We start from the raw sequence: 18987 nt of genomic DNA, 5'->3' as shown, positions 1-18987 counted from the left end.
GAATCATCCAAAGATGAACAGTTTAGATCCATCTGGACATCTAGACGTTTACAAAAGATCAAAAACACCGTAGGGTGATTATTAAGAAATATTGAATTGGCTTAGGGAATATGAGGAATACTCATGATAGAGCTTAAACACCTTCGAACATTGACCACCTTGAGAGACAGCGGATCGTTAACAGCCACTGCGACCTCTCTTCACCTGACTCAGTCGGCGCTTTCTCATCAATTGAAAGACCTTGAAGCGCGTATTGGCGGTCAGCTTTTCCTACGAAAAACTAGGCCAGTGAAATTTACCTCTGAGGGTGAAATCTTGCTTAAGCTCGCGGATGAGATACAGCCAAGAATCGCTAAAGCAGAGAATGAGTTAGCGAGCCTAAAAGAGGATGTGAATGGTCGTTTGCACATGGCGATTGAATGTCACTCATGCTTCCAATGGTTAATGCCTGCTTTGAAGGAATATCAAGTGGCTTGGCCAAGCGTAACGCTAGATTTCTCGTCAGGCTTTGGGTTTGAGCCGCTACCGGCATTAATGGCTGGTGAATTGGACTTGGTGATCACTTCAGATATACAGCCTCGTTCTGAAGTTCATTACGAGCCGCTTTTCGATTTTGAGATGCGTCTTATCACCGCGATCAACTCGCCTTTGGCCGATAAAGCGAGCATTGATCCGCAAGATCTTAGCGAGATCACCATGCTCTCCTATCCTGTTCAAAAACAACGTTTAGACGTCGTGAAACACTTTTTGCAGCCTGCAGGCGTAGAACCTAAGAAGTGGAAACAAGCAGACAACACCTTGATGTTGGTGCAAATGGTATCGGCGGGTTTAGGTGTGGCGGCATTACCCAACTGGGCGATCAGTGAGTTCTCAAGACAAGGTTTGATAGCAAGCAAGCCGTTAGGTAAAGGGCTTTCAAGAAGACTGTTTGCAGCGGTAAGAAACTCAGAAAAAGACAAACGTTACCTGCAGGCTTTCTTTAGCACAGCAAGACAGCAAAGTAAGAGTCACTTAGATGGTATTGAGGTCGTTTAAGAGGTTCATTATTGGGCTAGCTTAAGCCTTTGTTAAATCGGATAGGCAAACGCCAGAAACAAAAAAAGTCACAGATAATCTGTGACTTTTTAGTTTCAGTATCGATGATTTTCGATATCTGTTGATTCGCGAAAATAGACTATCTTGGATAAGACTTAAACTGGTTAGTCAATGGGTCGTATTGATAGCCAAGCATATCGAGCTTGCCCACGACACTTTCTATATCCATTTCATACATACTGATCAGCTCTTCAAAGCTATCGCACTCTAGGCGAAGTTTCTCATTCACGATTCCCAGCAAGATAATGCTATCGAAACCTTTGACGTTGCTTAAATCCATCTCGTACTCCTTACGAACACACCGACTAAAATTAAGTTTAGAACGCTTACCAAGGCCATGCTAAAAAACTGATCACACTTCTTAAAGAGAATGCGTGATTAATGAGCACACGTAATTAATGAAAGTGCGCGATTAAAGTGCCCACACTGGCGTTAAACCCACAGCCGCAGCCAATAACATCAGTAACGAAACCGTCAGTTGAAGTTTTTCCGGGGTTTTAACGAACAGTAGATGCCAACACCACACCACGATAGCTGAGATTAGAAAAGCAAAGCTGAACAGTAGCGTTGAAATCACTGGTTCTAGTTGAGCTTCAGACAAAGAATAGACACTCACGACTGTTGCCAAAACCACCAACATGCCCGTCAAAACACCAACAACAGGCAGAACACGGTGAAATGCCTGTAAGCGTGTTCTTGCAATCGTCAGCAGTAAATGGCCAAACGCTGAGCCTAACAGTGCCACTAGCAATACAGTAGTGATGATACCAACGGTAGTTGCTTGTTCCGTCGCTTGGATAGCAACGTAAGACAATGCCAAACCACAAGCTAAGTACATCACCCAAATAGGGCCAGAATCGCGTGTCTTCTTAGTTTGAACTTGAGAATAGAAATAAAAGATCGCAAACACGACCAGAAAGGCTTCAATTTTTACTGAGGCAACGGCAAGCCACAGCACGCCAATCGCAGGTAACATCTTGTGGATACGACCACGCTGCCCCGGACAAATATCCCCTTTCACCAAGATGAGGGTTAAGATCAGTTGGGCTCCTAAAAGCATCGGAGCAAATTGTACTAATAACGTTTCGACCATTGTGGATCTACTTCTTCAGACTTATTTTCGCGAATAATATCAAAAACTGCTGCGAACACTAATCAAAATCACAAATTAGCGACGTTATTCAAGGCTTCAACTATGCTGTTGTATGGTTCTTTTGTCGCCATTTACCGTAAAAAGACGAAAGACACCAGAACTAACAGGGGCATGTTCTACTGGCTAGTCTAGGCTCATGCCGCTATAATTCCCGCCTCAAAAATCAGAGGTTGAAATATGTACAGCGATATCACTCCTATTCACGAACACAAAAAATACTGGGCCGAGTGCTACGGAACTGCACCCTTTTTGCCTACCAGTAGAAAGGAGATGGATGCTCTTGGATGGGATAGCTGTGACATTATTATTGTAACTGGTGACGCTTATGTCGATCACCCGAGCTTTGGTATGGCTATCATCGGCCGTCTGCTTGAAGCTCAAGGTTTCCGCGTGGGCATTATTGCTCAACCAAAGTGGGACAATAAAGATGCCTTCATGAAGCTAGGTAAACCTAACCTATTCTTCGGCATCACAGCGGGTAACATGGACTCCATGATCAACCGCTACACCTCTGATCGCAAATTACGTCACGATGATGCTTATACTCCGAACAATGAAGGTGGCAAGCGTCCTGATCGTGCAACTCTGGTTTATTCTCAACGTTGTCGTGAAGCTTACAAAGGCACGCCAATCGTGCTTGGTGGTATTGAAGCGAGCTTACGTCGTGTAGCTCACTACGACTACTGGTCAGATAAAGTTCGCCGCTCTGTATTGTTTGATGCAAAAGCTGACATTCTTCTTTTTGGTAACGCTGAGCGTGCACTGGTTGAAGTAGCACACCGCATTGCCGATGGTGAAGACATGTCTACGCTGACCAATATCCGCGGTACTGCTATCAATCTTCCTGCGGCCCCTGAAGGCTTCAAGATCATTGACTCTTCTCGTATCGAAAAGCCGAACAAAGCGTATGTTCCGGTTAACCCGTACGAAGTTGAAACTCAGTGTGATACCAAGAAAGACGAAAAAGAAGAAGTAAAAGCGCAACCTATTACTATTCGCCCTTCTCGTCACGATGCAAAAACTACAGCGGTTCGTATCCCAGGTTACGAAAAGCTAAACAATGACCGTATTCTTTACGCTCACGCTAGTCGTATTCTGCACCTTGAGACAAACCCGTACTCAGGTCGTGCTCTGATTCAACGTCACGGTGATCGCGAGCTTTGGATTAACCAAGCGCCTATTCCATTGACCACAGAAGAGATGGACTACGTGTTTGGCCTTGCGTACAAGCGTGTTCCGCACCCGATGTACGGCAAAGCGAAAATCCCAGCATACGACATGATCAAAACCTCGGTTAACATCATGCGTGGTTGTTTTGGTGGTTGTTCTTTCTGTTCAATCACAGAGCACGAAGGTCGCATCATTCAGAACCGTTCGAAAGAATCTATCTTGGATGAGATCGAAGACATTAAAGATAAAGTACCGGGCTTCACAGGTACTATTTCTGACTTGGGCGGCCCAACGGCGAACATGTACCGTTTAGGTTGTTCAGATCCAAAAGCTGAAATTAACTGTCGTCGTCCATCATGTGTGTTCCCGAAAATCTGTGAAAAGCTAAACACAGACCATCAACACACTATCGACCTGTACCGCTCTGCGAGAAAAGTACCGGGTGTTAAGAAGATCATGATCGCTTCTGGTGTACGTTACGACTTAGCGATTGAATCTCCAGAATACGTTCGTGAGCTTGTGACTCACCACGTTGGTGGTTACTTGAAGATTGCTCCAGAGCATACTGAAAAAGGCCCACTGGATCTGATGATGAAGCCGGGCATGGGCACTTACGATCGTTTCAAAGAGATGTTCGAGAAGTACAGCGCTGAAGCCGGTAAGAAACAGTACTTAATTCCTTACTTTATCTCTGCTCACCCGGGCACAGAAGATGAAGACATGCTTAACCTAGCAATGTGGCTGAAAAAGCACAACTACGAGTGTGACCAAGTACAGAACTTCTACCCATCGCCAATGTGTAATGCAACGTCGATGTACTACTCAGAGACTAACCCTCTGAAACGCGTGAAATATAAGAAGCGTGAAGATGTTCCTGTGCCGAAAGGTGATCGTCAACGTCGTCTGCATAAAGCACTGCTTCGTTACCACGATCCTGAAAACTGGAAAATCATCCGTGAAGCACTGATCAGCATGGGTAAACAGCACCTAATTGGTGACAAAGCAAACTGCCTAGTACCAGCAGAAGACTTTGATGCACAAACACCGGCACAACGTCGTAAGTCTGGTCGTCACGGTTCACAACGCTTTGCGACTAAGCACAGTAAATCTCAGCCAGGTCTTGGTGGCGAAAGCCCACGTAACCACTCTGGTAAGAAACCGGGTGGCAAGAAGCCGAATGGTAACGGCAACGGTAGCCAAGGTAATGCTAACCAAGGTGGCGGTAATGGCAATGCTCGTAAACCAGCGACTGGCTTCATTAAGAAAGGTCCTGGTGGTCAGCAATCACAAGGTAATGGCGGCGGAAATGGCAAACCAAACCGTAACAAAGCGGGCAATGGTCAAGGTGGCAAACCTGCAAGTAACGGCAAGAACCGCCAGCGCGCAGCACAACGCTAATATCGCGAACCGATTGACTTCGCTATCGTAAAAACACAAAGCGCAGCTATTTAGCTGCGCTTTTTTGTGTCTGTTACAAGATAGCCTAACGAGCAAACACCCAATACTGACTAAGCAAATAGTTACTGACCATGCCCACCAAGATGCCAACCGCCATTGCGATAAACACTGCCCCAGTAAATGCAGGCAGCAATTCAGTCATCAACTTAAAGCACAGCAAATTAGGTATCGCCGATATTGATGCAGAGAACATGAACTTTTGCCATTGAATCAGCTTTTCGGACCAATTCCCCTGCCCTTTGAATTCAAAGGTCAACACTCGATTTCCAAACCAGGTTGTCGTTGCTGAAACGATGAAAGAGCCAATTCGAGCACTCATCAAAGGCAGCCCAATAACGTAATGCAGCAATGCAAACACGGCACAATCGACAACAAAGCCACCCGCCCCCACCATAGCGAATTTAATCATCTTATGGTGAGGTTGTAGTTTTTTGTTTAGCGCGTCGAACTTGTGGCTAAACAGTCTCGATGACGAGTTAAAATTGAACATCGCCATCACTTCGAATATAGCTCAACGATAGATTTGGTTTGATATTTTGGCTATGACAACTAAATAGAGCGCGCTTGATCTTCACCGTCGGTTCTAAAATACAGGTTAACGCGTTGTCTTTAATCTTGGTTTCTACTTCCGCTCTTTTACCAATCAGATAGAACTTGTCGATACCATCTAACTGTTCAACATCGAGTAACTTTTTCGCTTGTCCATGACTGTAAAACTGCCCGGAGAACGGTCGTTTACCGACATAAAAGCTCGGCGCTTCATCCGTAATCTGTTCGAAGATAATACGGTCACTTTTCTCATTCGCTTTGCCTAAGTTGAGGTAGACCATTGCAATCATTAGCAACACAGGTAGCACTAAAGCCACACTCGAGAACCACTTCTTATCTTTTTCTACTACAAGCATTGCCACCAACAAGCCAAGGGCAGGAATGCCTGGCAACACATAGGCAGGAAGAATATTACCCGCCATGGTTAAAAGAATCAGAGGAGAGACCAACCAACACACGAGGAATGAAAACAATCCACTATGTTCAGCGTTAACTTCTGCGATTTTCTTACGACGGGCGAAAGTCAAAATAGGCAACACAATCGACCACGGTGCAGCTGCTTGAAGCCAAAACAACCAGATCATGCCTCTTGCTTGGTCATGGGCAGAACCGTATAAATCGCCCTCCCAGCCACTCACAACAAAACGCTTAAAGTGCTCGCCAACAATAAAGTAATCAATAAAACCCGGTGTTGCCATTTCAGCCATGATGTACCAAGGCAAGGCAATCGCCAGCATCACACCTAAGCCAGACAACAGTGGAAAGCGTTGCCATAACACTTTGAAAGCGCCAAAGAAGCCATGTTGCAATACTAACCAAGGGAAAACAGCGATACCCATGATCACAATCGCTACCGGCCCTTTTGCAAGCAAGCCTAGTGCTAAACCAATGAAACCAACATAACCCCAAGACCGATTAGTCTCAGCATTGCCCTCTCCCTTACAACTCTCTCCTCCTAACCAACATAGGTAAAAACCTAACATGGCAATGGTCATCGCTAACGTTAACGCCATGTCGGTCATCACAGCACCCGCCGCAATAGAGAAAATCCCACATGTCGCCAATACCACAGCCGCCACCAAGGCACTTTGTCCGGTACGCTTAGCCATGTATGCAACCAACAGAATCGTCGCAAAACCTGCTAGCCAGTGAGGTGCACGCACAGCAAACTCACTCAAACCAAACAGCTCAATCCCAGCCGCACTCATCCATGTGAACAACGGTGGTTTACCCCAGAAAGGGATGCCGTAATCAAATTGAGGGGTTAACCAATTGCCGGTTTCTACCATCAAGCGAGCCATTTCTCCATAGCGCGCTTCCGTAGTATCCATTAAAGGGTATGTCGCCAGAGATAAGAGCCTTAGAACCAATGCAAAAGCCAACAAATACCATAGGTGCGTTCGGTTCAGGCTCATGCTGACTCCTCTAATTTAAAATGTGTTTTTAATGCTGGGGTATCGACCACCGATTGAATCAGATACAAAGGGCGGTTCTTGGTTTCAATGAAAATACGACCTATGTATTCCCCCATTAAACCAATACTCAGAAGTTGAATGCCGCCAAGGGCAAGTTGAACCACCATCATGGATGGGTAGCCAGTAATAGGCTCACCAAACATCATGGTTTTGAACACGATGAAGACGCCATACACAAAAGCGGTAAGCGCCACTAATCCACCAACGGCCGTCGCAATACGCAGTGGGCGGATAGAAAATGATGTGATGCCATCCATCGCCAATCCGATGAGTTTCAGGTAGTTCCATTTCGTCTCGCCACAGAAGCGAGCATCGCGCTTAAACTGAATCGTTGCTTGTCTAAAACCTGGCCATGAAAAGATGCCTTTCATGTAACGGTTACGTTCAGGCAGTTGGTTGATATGGTCGACAACCTCTCGGCTTAACAGTCGGAAATCACCGACATTTTCAGGAACATCGATTTTCGCAGCCACATTCATGACTTTGTAAAAGCTCGCCGCTGAAAACTTCTTAAACCACGTTTCACCATCACGCTGGCTGCGCTGCATATTCACAACGTCATAGCCTTCGCGCCACTTGGCAACCATTTGTGGGATCAGCTCCGGCGGATCTTGCAGGTCTGCGTCTAACAAGATCACCGCTTGTCCTCGGCAATGCTCAAGGCCAGCACTCATGGCTGACTCTTTACCAAAGTTACGGCTTAAACCAATCACCGAGATTGAGCTGTTGATTGAAGTGAATGAACTCACCAACTCCAAGCTGCTGTCTTTGCTACCGTCATCGACATAAACGATTTCACTCTTGATGGGCAAGCTATCAAGCACCTTGGTAAGGCGAGAGTGGAACTCTTCCAATACCTCTTGTTCATCGTAAAAAGGCACAATGATAGACAGAGAAACCGCAGGGTTGATCTGCGATGTAGATATCTTGGGGCGGCTTATATGAAGTTCAGACATAATACGTTCTTCTATTTTTTAATCTGAATCCAATCTACCCTCCCATAAGTGAAAGTTATGTTATTAACATATTTTTCACGCTCACTCAGGATAATGTTACCGTCTATTTCTGTATGAGAATCAAAATGAAACGAGTTCTATTAGTCGAAGATAACCGTGAAATCGCAGGTGTCTTATTTGATTATTTTGAGTGTATTGGCATGGAACTCGATTATGCGGACAACGGCGAACTCGGCCTGCAACTCGCGTTGGAAAACTCATTTGATATCATCATATTGGATCTGATGTTGCCAAGAATGGACGGCCTCACGGTTTGTAATAAACTGCGAGACCAAGGCAACGCAACGCCTATTCTAATGCTTACCGCGTTAGATAGCCGCGATGATATGTTGAAAGGGTTTGAGCATGGTGCCGATGACTATCTAACCAAACCTTTTGATTTGGATATTTTGGAAGCCAGAATGAAAGCGCTTGTTCGTCGTTACCGAGGAAAAGTGGCTTCTTCTAAGCTTCAGTTTGATGAACTCACCATTGATCAAAAAACCCGTAAAGCCTACCGTAAAGACAAACTGCTCGCGCTTAACCCAACCACTTACACCATACTTGAGATGCTGTGCCAAAAAGCACCTGAAGTAGTGACTCGTGAAGATATTTCCTACAAGCTATGGCAAGAAGACGAGCCCAACAACGATGTGTTACGTAGCCATATCTATCAACTGCGTAATCAACTCGACAAACCTTTTGACACCCCGATGTTGATTACCGTTCCTAAAGTTGGATTCCGTCTGGAGCCATCGAATTGATTTCAAATGTTCTGACAAGCACCAAAACCCTCACAGGCCGCCTAGCGCTTTTCTTTGGGTTGATGGCCGTGATTGTATCTGCATTCGTCTATGTCGTTTTTGTTGCCGCGCTTTACATGTCAGAAGATCGGGTCGGTGAAAGACGCATCCTGATTGACCGAGATTATGCGGTAAGGTTATTTCAAGCAGGAGAAAGTGGTGAGTTAAGAATAGATGATTTGACAATCGCCTATAACGATCCTTCATTCATTCCTGCCGAATATTACAAATTTATTAAAGATAAAGAGAGCTTCATTGGTGAAGTCGGCGAAGAACCAGAATCTCGTATGGTGTATGTGGGAGAATACACTGACGAAGGAGAAACCTTTCCAATTATCCTGCTTTCCGAGATAGACCTTGTTGAGTTGGATGTTTCTGAACTCATGTACGCGACCACCTTTGTACTCACACTGCTTTCTATCTTGATTTTTGGCTTTGGTGCGTTGCTCTATCGCCTATCTAAGAGACTGATTGAGCCCTTCAACTCTCTTTCTGAACAGCTTGAGTCGAATAAGCTCAACCTTAATGAAGAGTTTGATGTCAGTGAAGGTGCAGCTGTTGAGTTTCGTCAGTTAACAGACCAACTCAATCAATACCGTAGAGAAATCAATTCCTTGATCAAACGTGAACAGGCGTTTGCTCGTTATTCAAGTCATGAATTAAGAACTCCGTTGACTGTTGCTCGTGGTGCCAACAAACTGTTACTGAGAAGCGAAACAACCGAATTTCAATCTCGTCAGGTTGAACGTATTGATGAAGCCATTGTTCAAATGTCTGAAATGGTCGATGCACTGCTTGGTTTAGTTCGTTATGAAAGAAACAGTGACGATGCACCGCTGCGCTTGTTTAGTCAGCAAGAGTTAGAAGCTATCGTTTCCAAGAATTCATTACAGGCGGATGAGAAGCAAGTCGAGATATCCTTACACATTCAATCAGAGCCGACCATTCAAGCCACCAGCGCGATCATGAATATGTTGGTCGGCAATTTATTGAGGAATGCCATTGCAGCGACCAATAGTGGCACTGTCACGGTTACCCTGTCCGAACAGAGTATTGTGATTGAAGACCAAGGTGAAGGCCTTCAGGAACAATACAATCCGAATGGTCATGGATTAGGTTTATTGATTGTCGAGGACTTGTGTCAACGCTTCCAGTGGGGCTTTGAATTGGTCAATCGCAGCTGTGGTGGATGTACCGCTAAAATCACCTTTCAAACCGATATATCCGCATCAATCTCAGAGCAAATGAATTCATAGTTCGAGGCTCAATATCGAACGAAAACTTGATTTAGTTGGTTTACAGCACTTGCAGGCTACTAGATACTTGTTAGTCCTATTTGAACTAAAAATGCTGGCTTCTTAGTCAGCGTTTTGTCTAAGTGCGATGAAACTAAATAATAGCCCTATAACTCAACATCAATACAACGACCACACCTTTTTCTTGAAGCGTGACGATCAGCTTCATTCCCACTTTTGCGGCAACAAAGCCAGAAAGTTCATGAAGCTACTGGAAGACGAGCACCCAAGCACTACCACCCTAATAAGCTATGGTTCCGCTCAAGCCAACTCATTGTTCTCGCTAGCCGCACTTGCAAAAATTAAAGGCTGGACGCTTGAGTTTTACGTTGACCACCTTCCTCAATGGCTAAAAGAACGTCCAATCGGCAATTACCGTGGAGCTATAGACTTGGGCGCCAAGGTTATTTCAGTCAAAGAGACGGGCTCTGAGCTTCATCCTCAGGAGTATATTGAGCAAATAAGACAGCCAGATTCTCAGTGCATTGTATTGCCTGAAGGTGGACGCTCTCAGCTTTCTGAATACGGCGTGAAGCAACTGGCGATGGAAATACTCAGCTGGACGCGTTTCGAAAACAAACACGATTTCGTGGTCGCACTACCAGCAGGCACCGGCAGTACGGCTCTATATCTGCATAAGCATTTAAAAGTGCACAACATCCCAGTGTTAACCTGTGCGTGTGTTGGCGGCAGCGACTATTTAACGCAGCAATTCAATGAACTTGGCGAATCCGATCACCCACAGATCTTACCGCTCAAAACCAAACACCACTTTGGTAAGTTGTATCAACAGGACTATCAAACCTGGTTGGGTCTACAAGAACAAACGGATATTGAATTCGACCTACTCTACGACCCATTGATGTGGCAATGCCTAGAGCGATGGCAAGAAGACAACCCAACCAAAACCATCATCTATATCCATCAAGGCGGCATCTTAGGCAATGAATCGATGTTGCCACGCTATCAGCGTAAGTATCCAGAGATGAGCATTAGCAAAACCAAAACCAACGCATCTTGGTAATTGTTTTCTTTATTCCCCAGTTTAGCTATTCAAGTTTTGGTAAGCTGAGAACATCACAAAACAGCCATCGTACTCCCTCTCGATGGCTATTCATCAGCAATAGCCTCCTGCTATCCCTGCCATACATTTCAAGTTAAAAACAGAAATCTGGCGAGAATCATCGCGTTATCTATACTTTCGATTGGAACGTCAATTGTCATCGAAAGGAATCACGCATGCGAACAATCACTACGCTCGGCCTGTTTTCAGTTTTACTGCCCTTCTCTGCGATTTCAGGAGAAAACATCACTTACCAAGTCGATGGTATGGATTACGAAGGTTATTGGAGTGAGGCCAGTGACCAAGCGCCTTTGGTGCTGCTAATTCACGATTGGGATGGCTTAACTGATTACGAAAAGAAACGTTCTGAGATGCTCAACGAACTCGGTTACAACGTGTTCGCCATCGACCTATTTGGTAAAGGCATTCGCCCTACGGAAGTGAAAGATAAAAAGCAACATACAGGCGAGCTGTATAAAGACAGAGAAAAAATGCGTACGTTGCTCAACGCTGGTGCCATGGAAGCGAAAAGACTTGGCGGCAACTTAGATAACAACGTGATGATGGGTTACTGTTTTGGTGGCGCAGCCGTTTTAGAAGCCGCTCGTGCGGGTATCCCATCGAAAGCTTATGTTACCTTCCATGGCGGTTTATCAACACCAAAAGGTCAAGACTACTCGCAGACTAAAGCTCCCGTAGTCGTGTTCCACGGCACGGCTGATGCCATGATTTCAATGCACGACTTTGGAAGCCTCGCCGCTCAACTTGAATCAACCAAAGTTCCGCATGAGATGATCACTTATAGTGGTGCGCCACACGCCTTCACAGTATTCGGATCGAATAACTATCAACATGAAGCTGACCAAAAATCATGGCAACGCTTTACTCAGTTGTTAAGTTCGGTATCTCGTTAACTTTCAATCTAGGTAACAGCCCAACGGCAGCCTGTTACCTAATTCGTACTAATTATTAGCGAGTATTTCTTTAAATTTGGTGTTCGTCACTCAAAAAGAAAGCGCTTTCTTGTAGTGTGTCTCTATTATCAATCAGGCACTCTGAATCAGATATGCTTTTTTAACTGTGAGAAATTATGAAATATTTAGCAATTCTACCAGCGGTATTCGCACTAAGCGCCTGTTCAACAGTGACAGAGTCACCGGTTAGCTACCACAAAACTTCTCCGGGGCTAGAGTCACTACAGAACAACGAAAACTGCTGTGAAAACCTGAGTACAATTCAATATCAAAGCGTTACGAACCCAGAAGAAACATCTGTTTCGATCACCACAGCAAGCCCTAAGATCGAGTTCAAATCGGGCCGATCCTTTGCTGGAGGGCTAAAGCTTCCTGCAACACTAGATGCTATTCGTTTTTCAGTGACTTCAAATGCTAGTTATTCAGCATTCGTTCCGTCACTTTTAGTCTTAGACAAAAATTACCAGCCGCTAGATGTCATTGGCAATGAAAGTATTAAGTACCAACCACTTAGCCTGCTTGATGGTGCACAATATGGCGCGCAAATCGAACTGCAAGAACGTTACTTAAACGGCGAGGCTCCTGCTTACTTGGTCGTATTCACAACCAGCGAAGCACTCGCGGAAACAACTCCTGTCGAAAAACCAAGTGATATGGCGATACGTTCTGGTGATATCCAGGCAAACATCGCTCATAACACGGACTACGCCATCCCTCATTCTGCAATCGGGAAAGTCTCCTTTGATTTTAAATTCACAGCGGTAACCACCGTTGTTGAAGAACAAAACCGTCAAAAGCGAGTTCAACAAATTATTCCAGAATCAACCGTAGCCCAATCAGATTTATTAACGGAAAATACACTGAATAAGAAAGAGGTTTATCAAACTCTTATAGAAAACTCGGTTTCATCTGGAGATTTTAGTGCAGCACTGACTTACGTTGAAGAATCTGAGCGATTAGGAATCGAAGGGATGCGAAACTCCTTTGTTGACGCGATGAAGCAATATCAAAAAGCACAATAACTCAACCTCAAAGTAGTCGTTTATTTTCTCTCACTTTACCTCTTTTTTGAGCAACGAGAGTTAAATAAACGACTGTTATCCCTTAGCCCTATTCAGGCATAAACGAAAATACTAATTGCTCCAATTCTAAGCCTAATTTGATGAATTCAATATCCAAAGAATAAAAGCCTTTATCAAGCTTAACGGAGAGCCCCTCAACTGAAACTGTCTCGCCATTAGTACCATTCACTGATAGAGACATCGCGTACACGTTATTGAGACTTAAACTACACGCAGATTGAGCCAAAGTGCCACTATCGTAGTTAACAATACCTGCACATCGATACACACCAGCCTGTTTAACTTCCAAAACAATGCTACGGTTTTCTCTGATATTAAGTGGTAATACTATTGCATGTTGCTCTGCCGTCAGAGAGCAAAAGTCTCCATCAGTTTTACTCTGTTGTTTATTAAGATTTTGGGTCGCCTCAAAGCTCTTAACTGGATCAAAAGCGACTAATGGGCGACCCATTGCTGGAGAGTCCATAATAAAACGACAAATATTCATCGCGCTTCGTTGCAACTCCCCTAAGCTCAACGTTCCGTTTTCAAGCGCCTGTAACGTATCGTCATTCGACACGTTATTTTCCGCACCATCATGCTCAACAACCATATAAAGATCATTTTGAGAGCGAAGCATAAAGGATGTGTAACTTCGACTTTCAGAGCCACCTTTGATTGGGTCATTCATTTTTGCCCACCAATCCGTCATCACTATCCCTTTATAACCCCACTCCCCACGAAGAATCGTAGTATTGAGGTCGTAATTGGATGCAGCCCAGTGACCATTAATAGGGTTGTAGGAGGTCATAACACTCGAAGCTCCTCCTTGTTTTACCGCTATTTCAAAAGGCTTCAGATGAATCTCACGAAGTGCTCTTTGAGATATAACACTATCAACATCAAACCGTGACGTTTCTTGATCATTCGCCACCAAATGCTTGATTGTGCCAGATACTCCTGCAGCTTTAAGACCAAGAGTTTGAGATGCAGCTATTACCCCTGAGAGAAATGGATCTTCTGAGAAATACTCAAAATTTCGACCATTCAAAGGGTGGCGGTGGATGTTAATCCCAGGACCAAGCAACGTATCAATATGATTGGCTTGCATCTCTTTCCCCACTAAATGAAATAGTTTCTCATTCAGTTCTGGGTTCCATGTACAGCCTAATAATGTACCAATTGGGACTTGAGATGCTTTATGTCCGCTGTCCATTCGGATACCAGACGGACCATCAGCAGCTGCAACGACAGGGATACCTAAATCAAATAAGCTCGGCGAAACACCCCCAAAAGCAGCAGCAGTACCTGGCGTCACCTTAGGGCTGCACATACCTTCCCCACGAACAATTGTCGCTAACTGCTTTACGGTCATTTGCGAGATAAATTCGTCAATGTTCGCTCGCCCCTGCTTAACATCCAGTAAACGAATGCCCGTATCTTCACCAAGAGGAATAGAGCTTGGAAGCTCACTCAGAATACGTTTACTCAAATCAATAGTTCGCAGCGGCACAGATTCGTAATCGCAACTGTAAACACCATTTTCCTCGTTGCCTTTTGGGATCAACCTACTAAATCCGGTGACAGGAGCAAGTGCTTCCGTTAATTGCTCAACAACTAACAGCTCTTCTATTTTAACGCTCTCACTAACAAGCTTTGCCTGGCGAACACTTCCTCCTAGATAAAAGTGATATTCTCCAGCTTCAAGTACGTAACTATTTGGGTGTCCCGTTTTACCGGAGTCATCAAATGATGCGAAGGAAGATAGAGGACATGAAATAGTCAAACACACCGTATCTTGCGGGTCCAAGGTCGGTGTTTTCACAAAACCGATCAGTGCTCGTGAAGGCTTACCAAGGTGACCTTGAGGCGATTCAACATACAGTTGAACCACATCCTTACCACTGTATTTCTCGCCTATGTTTTTAACTTCAATATCGAAGACCAACTCTTGTTCAGAGCCAGAACCAAGAATCGTTAGCGCATTTAATTGATTGGAAAAGCGGGTGTAGGACAGCCCAAAACCAAACTCAAATTGAACAGCTTTAGGATTGAAAGTTTCAAAATACCGATACCCGACATAGATATCTTCTTGGTACAGATTACGCTCTTTATTTCCGAAGCTAGCGCTGGAAGGATAATCAGATAAAGAGTGCGCAATAGTGTCGGTCAAACGTCCACTCGGGCTAACATCACCTGATAAAACATCAGCTAAAGCATGCCCACCTTCCATACCTGCGGCCCAACTATACAGAACAGCCTTAATCGCAGCAGAACCTTTAAGTGAACTTGTCCATGACATATCGATTATGTTGGTCACGTTCAGTATCACAATGACATCATCAAAATATTCTGTCACTTTCTCCAACATTTGTATTTCTAGCGCGGTTAAATTGTAACTGCCTTGCTGCTGTGCATTATCTTGATCTTCACCCGCCGTTCGACCGATAAAAATAACGGCTTTGTTAGATTTGGCAACGGCATCCATCACAACTGAATTTGAAAGAGGCATTTCATCTTGAAACCAAGGTTCTGCTGCCCAACCACCTCCTCCGTCATTGAACGGGTTGTCCTTGACCCAACGTTTGTATACCTCCACCAAACTGAGATTAAGATTGATGTTTGGATTCTCATACAAGCCCTGTAATGCATTAACGGAATAAGGGACATTCACAGCTCCACCAGATCCAGTGCCACTTCGGTAGGTATCAATCTGACAGCGACCAAAAAGAGACACCGTATCACTAGCCTGCAATGGCAATATTGAATCACTATTTTTTAGTAGCACAATGCCCTCAGTAGCCGCTTGTCGACTTATGGGTGCAAGCTGCTTCTGTGCTTCGAGAATTTCCACAGTATTCATTTAAAGTCCTACTATTTTTTTACTTAGAGCAAAAATTTGACCTCTCGCTCTAAAAGTTAATATTGTCTTTGTTCAAAAAATAGTAATCTTAACCACGGCGTTTAACTACCAAATAAGCGACAGAAATAGGTAAAATAGCGACATGAAAACCAAGTTTAGACTCCAAAGTCATCAGAGATATCCTCAGATAAAATTTGCCTATGTCGATGGTCATCACGATTTCGACTTTGACGTACATAGCCATGACTTTTCTGAACTTTTCTTAGTTGTGAGTGGTAGTGGAAAGCATACGGTAGCTAGCCACTCTTACCCTTTAAGTACAGGAGATGTATTTGTTATTAATGGGGATATTGAACATGGATTTTGTGAAGTAAATAAACTGAAGATTGTAAACTTGATGTTTGATACGGCATTGCCTTTTTTTGAGGTCCCTTCAATGCGTCAAATGCCAGGTTATCAAGCGCTTTTCAAGGTAGAACCAATTGCTCGACAAGCATCTGAATATCAAGCAAAGCTTACGTTATCACTTTCTCAGTTGAAACGAATCAATGGACTTCTACAACAAATCAAATCGGAATACGACAACGCAGAACAGGGGTTTGAAATCATATTGACGAGCACAATGCAGCAACTTGCGATAGAACTTGCTCGGCGATATCAAGAACAGACCCATAGCTTACCAAGAACAACCCTGGCATTGAGCCGTGCTCTCGCACATATTGACCGTCATTACAAAGAAGTAGGATTAGATACAGAAACCATTGCGCAAGCGGCCTATATCAGCAAGCGGCAACTAGAAAGGTTATTCAGGCAGTTTTTAAATACATCCCCAAACCAATACGTCAAAGACCTTCAAATTCGACACTCGGCATCCTTATTATTAAACGACAACAAAAGCATCCAACACATTGCTGAGTCTTGCGGCTTTTCTGACAGCAACTATTTCTCCAAATGTTTTAAGGCCCAAAATGGATGCAGCCCTCGCGAATTTAGAAAGCAACATTCTTCCCATAACTCATAACCCTTTCCCCCTTAAACCTTAAAAGATTAGATATGTCACACATAAAAAAACCGCTCCTTTCGAAGCGGTCGATGAGTATCTTTGGCAAGAACACATTTGAAACGAAACTCAAATATGGAAGACTCATAGCAATAAAAATGAAACTCTTTGTGCTGCTAGGAAAGAGCTCAACTATTGCAATAAATAGGATATCGAGAACCTTGCCCGCCCTAAAGGCAAGGCCGTCATACCACTCCCCCGGTATGCTCGATATCACTTAAGACCCGAAGGTAAAAAATTCTACCACCACATGTCAGCTTGAATACCTACAACAAAGTCGCCCTCTTTACCCGTACCATCTTGCATTTCACCATCAAGGTAAGATGCCATGAAGCGAATTTCTGGAGATGGACCGAAGCCAGAGTGCACAACTAGAGTCGGTGCTACTGTTAGCTTGTAATCATAAGAATTCTTTGACTCACCATTACGGTCTTCGTAGTTGTACATGTAACCAGCTTCGGTAGCGATAAAGAAGTTTTCTGAAATTGGGAACGTTGGTCGCACCATTGCTGATACCCAGCCGTCTGTGTCACCATTGTCAAAATCGTTGTACTGGGTTTGAAGAGAGTGGAAAATATTCACACCATTTTCAAAAAAGTACCCACCCCATGCTAAAGCACGTAGCGATACATCGTTTTCATCAACAGCCTTCAAACAAGACGTACCACAGCCCGTGCCTGTCGTTAACCAACTTTGATAGTCGCTACCAGGCTTGTACGTGTTGTAAGTCGTAAGAGTACCGCCTAAAAGGTTACCTGAACCTAAGCCTTTACCAGCCTGCGCGATGTATTTTGTAAAACCTTTATCTGACAACCCAAAGACAGACTCAGTGTGAACAATTGCCGTCATTTCATAGCCATTCTCAGCGAATGCTTCTGGGCCATTACCAAAACCTAAATCGACCATATTGTCTGGCATATACTTAGCCATAGCGTGAAGCTCAACACTGCCAAAGTTCACGCCAGCATGAAGTGCATGCATGATGTTGTTGCTGTCACCCCAGAAACTTGTATCGCCAGAGTCATCGCTTGCAATATAAGCAAAGTCCCACTTATTACCACCTAGCTCAACACCTTCAATACCAACACCAGTACCTGACATATCCGTGTAGAAAAAGTCGGTCATAAAGATGTAATTATCTTTACCATAAAAGCGCTTACCACCCCATACAACACCGGTTTCAGATACACCTTCAAACTCGACAAAAGTTTCTGCCATACCAATTTCGCTGTTGGTTGCATCGGCATTGGCACCAAGTTGGTTGGTTGCATATTCCGCATTGTTGGCTGCTGCTCGTGTTTTGATTCGAATTTTCTGACCACCGTCATTCTCAAAATTTTTCTGCAGTGCAACTTCAAAGTGGCTATCCGACTCAACACCCAATCGACCTAAACGCTCTTTAGATGCTGGGAACTTTGCTCGTTTAAAATCATCATTTTCACTGAATAGAACACCAGCACGGAAATAACCGTGAAATTCAAATCCATCCGATTTTTCGGCATGTACAGCAGGTACAGTAGACAAGCCAGCAGTAGCGACTAAACAAGCAAGGGTAAGCTTAGAAAGTTTCATAATAACTCCATGTTCCAAATTATACTTTCAAAAAGAAAGCGCTTTCTTTGTTTTTCTTAAAAAAACCAATCGAACAGATTTAAAGAAGATCAAATCTAAGCCCACATTCACTATGCACTCTTAATCTTATTGGCTCTAACCGCTCAGTTGGTATGGAAAGAGTATAAATCGATCTCGTGAATATAAACCGTGATCAACCCCACCAAAGAAAGCGCTTTCTTATGCGTGAGTCACAAAAATAAAGATGTTAAGTATTTTGTTTGAACAATCATGGAACCAAGAAAAATGTCACTGTTTACATATTAAGGACGAATTGCTCCGTTCAATCACTCAGAACCTGTTTCGGAATACATCGTCGATTGCCTTCCTCAAATAATCGTCAAATCGAGTAGGAGGAGGCC

Annotated in this window: 15 protein-coding genes; 8 read left to right on the top strand and 7 right to left on the bottom strand. The window is 44.0% G+C overall.

The features are described 5' to 3' along the window. The first annotated feature begins 123 nt into the window (after positions 1-123). Entirely contained in the window at positions 124-1035 is a 912-nt protein-coding gene (locus AB4351_RS16750; protein ID WP_372126636.1) for a LysR substrate-binding domain-containing protein, read from the top strand. 139 nt (positions 1036-1174) lie between these two features. On the opposite strand, the gene AB4351_RS16745 is transcribed toward AB4351_RS16750, so the two are convergent. Together AB4351_RS16745 and AB4351_RS16740 are read right to left on the bottom strand one after the other, a co-directional pair. Then, positions 1175-1375 carry a DUF4250 domain-containing protein gene (locus tag AB4351_RS16745; RefSeq protein ID WP_004736508.1) on the bottom strand — a complete coding sequence of 67 codons (201 nt, stop codon included), beginning with the start codon at positions 1373-1375 and terminating at the stop codon, positions 1175-1177. 132 nt (positions 1376-1507) lie between these two features. Further along, positions 1508-2188, bottom strand: a complete 681-nt coding sequence (locus AB4351_RS16740; RefSeq protein WP_372126635.1) for a hypothetical protein — start codon at positions 2186-2188, stop codon at positions 1508-1510. Positions 2189-2518: 330 nt separating this feature from the next. On the opposite strand from AB4351_RS16740, the gene AB4351_RS16735 reads away from it, so the two are divergent. Then, complete coding sequence (locus AB4351_RS16735; RefSeq protein ID WP_017067347.1) at positions 2519-4816, top strand: YgiQ family radical SAM protein; 2298 nt, start codon at positions 2519-2521, stop codon at positions 4814-4816. Positions 4817-4901: 85 nt separating this feature from the next. On the opposite strand, the gene AB4351_RS16730 is transcribed toward AB4351_RS16735, so the two are convergent. From AB4351_RS16730 to AB4351_RS16720, 3 genes are read right to left on the bottom strand one after another with little or no spacing between them, the layout of a single operon-like run. Then, a complete protein-coding gene (locus AB4351_RS16730) occupies positions 4902-5366 on the bottom strand; it encodes a GtrA family protein (RefSeq protein WP_102427837.1) in 465 nt (154 codons plus the stop codon). After that, complete coding sequence (locus AB4351_RS16725) at positions 5353-6840, bottom strand: ArnT family glycosyltransferase (RefSeq protein WP_372126633.1); 1488 nt, start codon at positions 6838-6840, stop codon at positions 5353-5355. The genes AB4351_RS16730 and AB4351_RS16725 overlap by 14 nt, the downstream gene beginning before the upstream one ends. Further along, positions 6837-7856 (bottom strand): glycosyltransferase, encoded by a 1020-nt coding sequence (locus AB4351_RS16720; protein ID WP_372126631.1) that lies wholly within the window; start codon positions 7854-7856, stop codon positions 6837-6839. The genes AB4351_RS16725 and AB4351_RS16720 overlap by 4 nt, the downstream gene beginning before the upstream one ends. 125 nt (positions 7857-7981) lie before the next feature. Here AB4351_RS16720 and AB4351_RS16715 point away from each other — a divergent pair, with 125 nt between their 5' ends. From AB4351_RS16715 to AB4351_RS16695, 5 genes are all read left to right on the top strand, one after another. After that, positions 7982-8659 carry a response regulator transcription factor gene (locus AB4351_RS16715; RefSeq protein WP_029224595.1) on the top strand — a complete coding sequence of 226 codons (678 nt, stop codon included), beginning with the start codon at positions 7982-7984 and terminating at the stop codon, positions 8657-8659. Beyond that, positions 8656-9954 carry a sensor histidine kinase gene (locus AB4351_RS16710; protein ID WP_372126629.1) on the top strand — a complete coding sequence of 433 codons (1299 nt, stop codon included), beginning with the start codon at positions 8656-8658 and terminating at the stop codon, positions 9952-9954. Before AB4351_RS16715 ends, AB4351_RS16710 begins: the two co-directional genes overlap by 4 nt. A gap of 127 nt (positions 9955-10081) precedes the next feature. Next, entirely contained in the window at positions 10082-11017 is a 936-nt protein-coding gene (locus tag AB4351_RS16705) for a pyridoxal-phosphate dependent enzyme (RefSeq protein ID WP_372126628.1), read from the top strand. A gap of 215 nt (positions 11018-11232) precedes the next feature. Continuing rightward, positions 11233-11970 carry a dienelactone hydrolase family protein gene (locus AB4351_RS16700; RefSeq protein ID WP_372126626.1) on the top strand — a complete coding sequence of 246 codons (738 nt, stop codon included), beginning with the start codon at positions 11233-11235 and terminating at the stop codon, positions 11968-11970. A 176-nt stretch (positions 11971-12146) separates the two neighbouring features. Next, positions 12147-13052, top strand: a complete 906-nt coding sequence (locus AB4351_RS16695; RefSeq protein WP_061038885.1) for a MalM family protein — start codon at positions 12147-12149, stop codon at positions 13050-13052. A gap of 88 nt (positions 13053-13140) precedes the next feature. Here AB4351_RS16695 and AB4351_RS16690 read toward each other — a convergent pair whose 3' ends face one another. Beyond that, a complete protein-coding gene (locus AB4351_RS16690) occupies positions 13141-15954 on the bottom strand; it encodes a glycoside hydrolase family 3 C-terminal domain-containing protein (protein ID WP_372126624.1) in 2814 nt (937 codons plus the stop codon). A 142-nt stretch (positions 15955-16096) separates the two neighbouring features. On the opposite strand from AB4351_RS16690, the gene AB4351_RS16685 reads away from it, so the two are divergent. Further along, on the top strand, positions 16097-16975 hold the full coding sequence (locus AB4351_RS16685) for a helix-turn-helix domain-containing protein (RefSeq protein WP_372126622.1): 879 nt from the start codon (positions 16097-16099) through the stop codon (positions 16973-16975). Positions 16976-17254: 279 nt separating this feature from the next. Here AB4351_RS16685 and AB4351_RS16680 read toward each other — a convergent pair whose 3' ends face one another. Then, positions 17255-18586, bottom strand: a complete 1332-nt coding sequence (locus tag AB4351_RS16680) for a carbohydrate porin (protein WP_017070688.1) — start codon at positions 18584-18586, stop codon at positions 17255-17257. Positions 18587-18987: the final 401 nt, after the last annotated feature.

The organism is Vibrio sp. 10N.261.51.F11 (assembly GCF_041471665.1).
Classification (GTDB): domain Bacteria; phylum Pseudomonadota; class Gammaproteobacteria; order Enterobacterales; family Vibrionaceae; genus Vibrio; species Vibrio crassostreae_C.
This window is presented reverse-complemented; position numbering and strand designations above follow the sequence as displayed.

Bases quoted from the DNA above. Each gene is read 5' to 3' on its own strand.
- AB4351_RS16735 (WP_017067347.1), top strand. From the start codon at position 2,519: ATGGATGCTCTTGGATGGGATAGCTGTGACATTATTATTGTAACTGGT.
- AB4351_RS16700 (WP_372126626.1), top strand. From the start codon at position 11,233: ATGCGAACAATCACTACGCTCGGCCTGTTTTCAGTTTTACTGCCCTTC.
- AB4351_RS16720 (WP_372126631.1), bottom strand. From the start codon at position 7,856: ATGTCTGAACTTCATATAAGCCGCCCCAAGATATCTACATCGCAGATC.
- AB4351_RS16680 (WP_017070688.1), bottom strand. From the start codon at position 18,586: ATGAAACTTTCTAAGCTTACCCTTGCTTGTTTAGTCGCTACTGCTGGC.
- AB4351_RS16740 (WP_372126635.1), bottom strand. From the start codon at position 2,188: ATGGTCGAAACGTTATTAGTACAATTTGCTCCGATGCTTTTAGGAGCC.
- AB4351_RS16685 (WP_372126622.1), top strand. From the start codon at position 16,097: ATGAAAACCAAGTTTAGACTCCAAAGTCATCAGAGATATCCTCAGATA.
- AB4351_RS16695 (WP_061038885.1), top strand. From the start codon at position 12,147: ATGAAATATTTAGCAATTCTACCAGCGGTATTCGCACTAAGCGCCTGT.
- AB4351_RS16745 (WP_004736508.1), bottom strand. From the start codon at position 1,375: ATGGATTTAAGCAACGTCAAAGGTTTCGATAGCATTATCTTGCTGGGA.
- AB4351_RS16725 (WP_372126633.1), bottom strand. From the start codon at position 6,840: ATGAGCCTGAACCGAACGCACCTATGGTATTTGTTGGCTTTTGCATTG.
- AB4351_RS16690 (WP_372126624.1), bottom strand. From the start codon at position 15,954: ATGAATACTGTGGAAATTCTCGAAGCACAGAAGCAGCTTGCACCCATA.
- AB4351_RS16715 (WP_029224595.1), top strand. From the start codon at position 7,982: ATGAAACGAGTTCTATTAGTCGAAGATAACCGTGAAATCGCAGGTGTC.
- AB4351_RS16750 (WP_372126636.1), top strand. From the start codon at position 124: ATGATAGAGCTTAAACACCTTCGAACATTGACCACCTTGAGAGACAGC.
- AB4351_RS16730 (WP_102427837.1), bottom strand. From the start codon at position 5,366: ATGTTCAATTTTAACTCGTCATCGAGACTGTTTAGCCACAAGTTCGAC.
- AB4351_RS16705 (WP_372126628.1), top strand. From the start codon at position 10,082: ATGAAACTAAATAATAGCCCTATAACTCAACATCAATACAACGACCAC.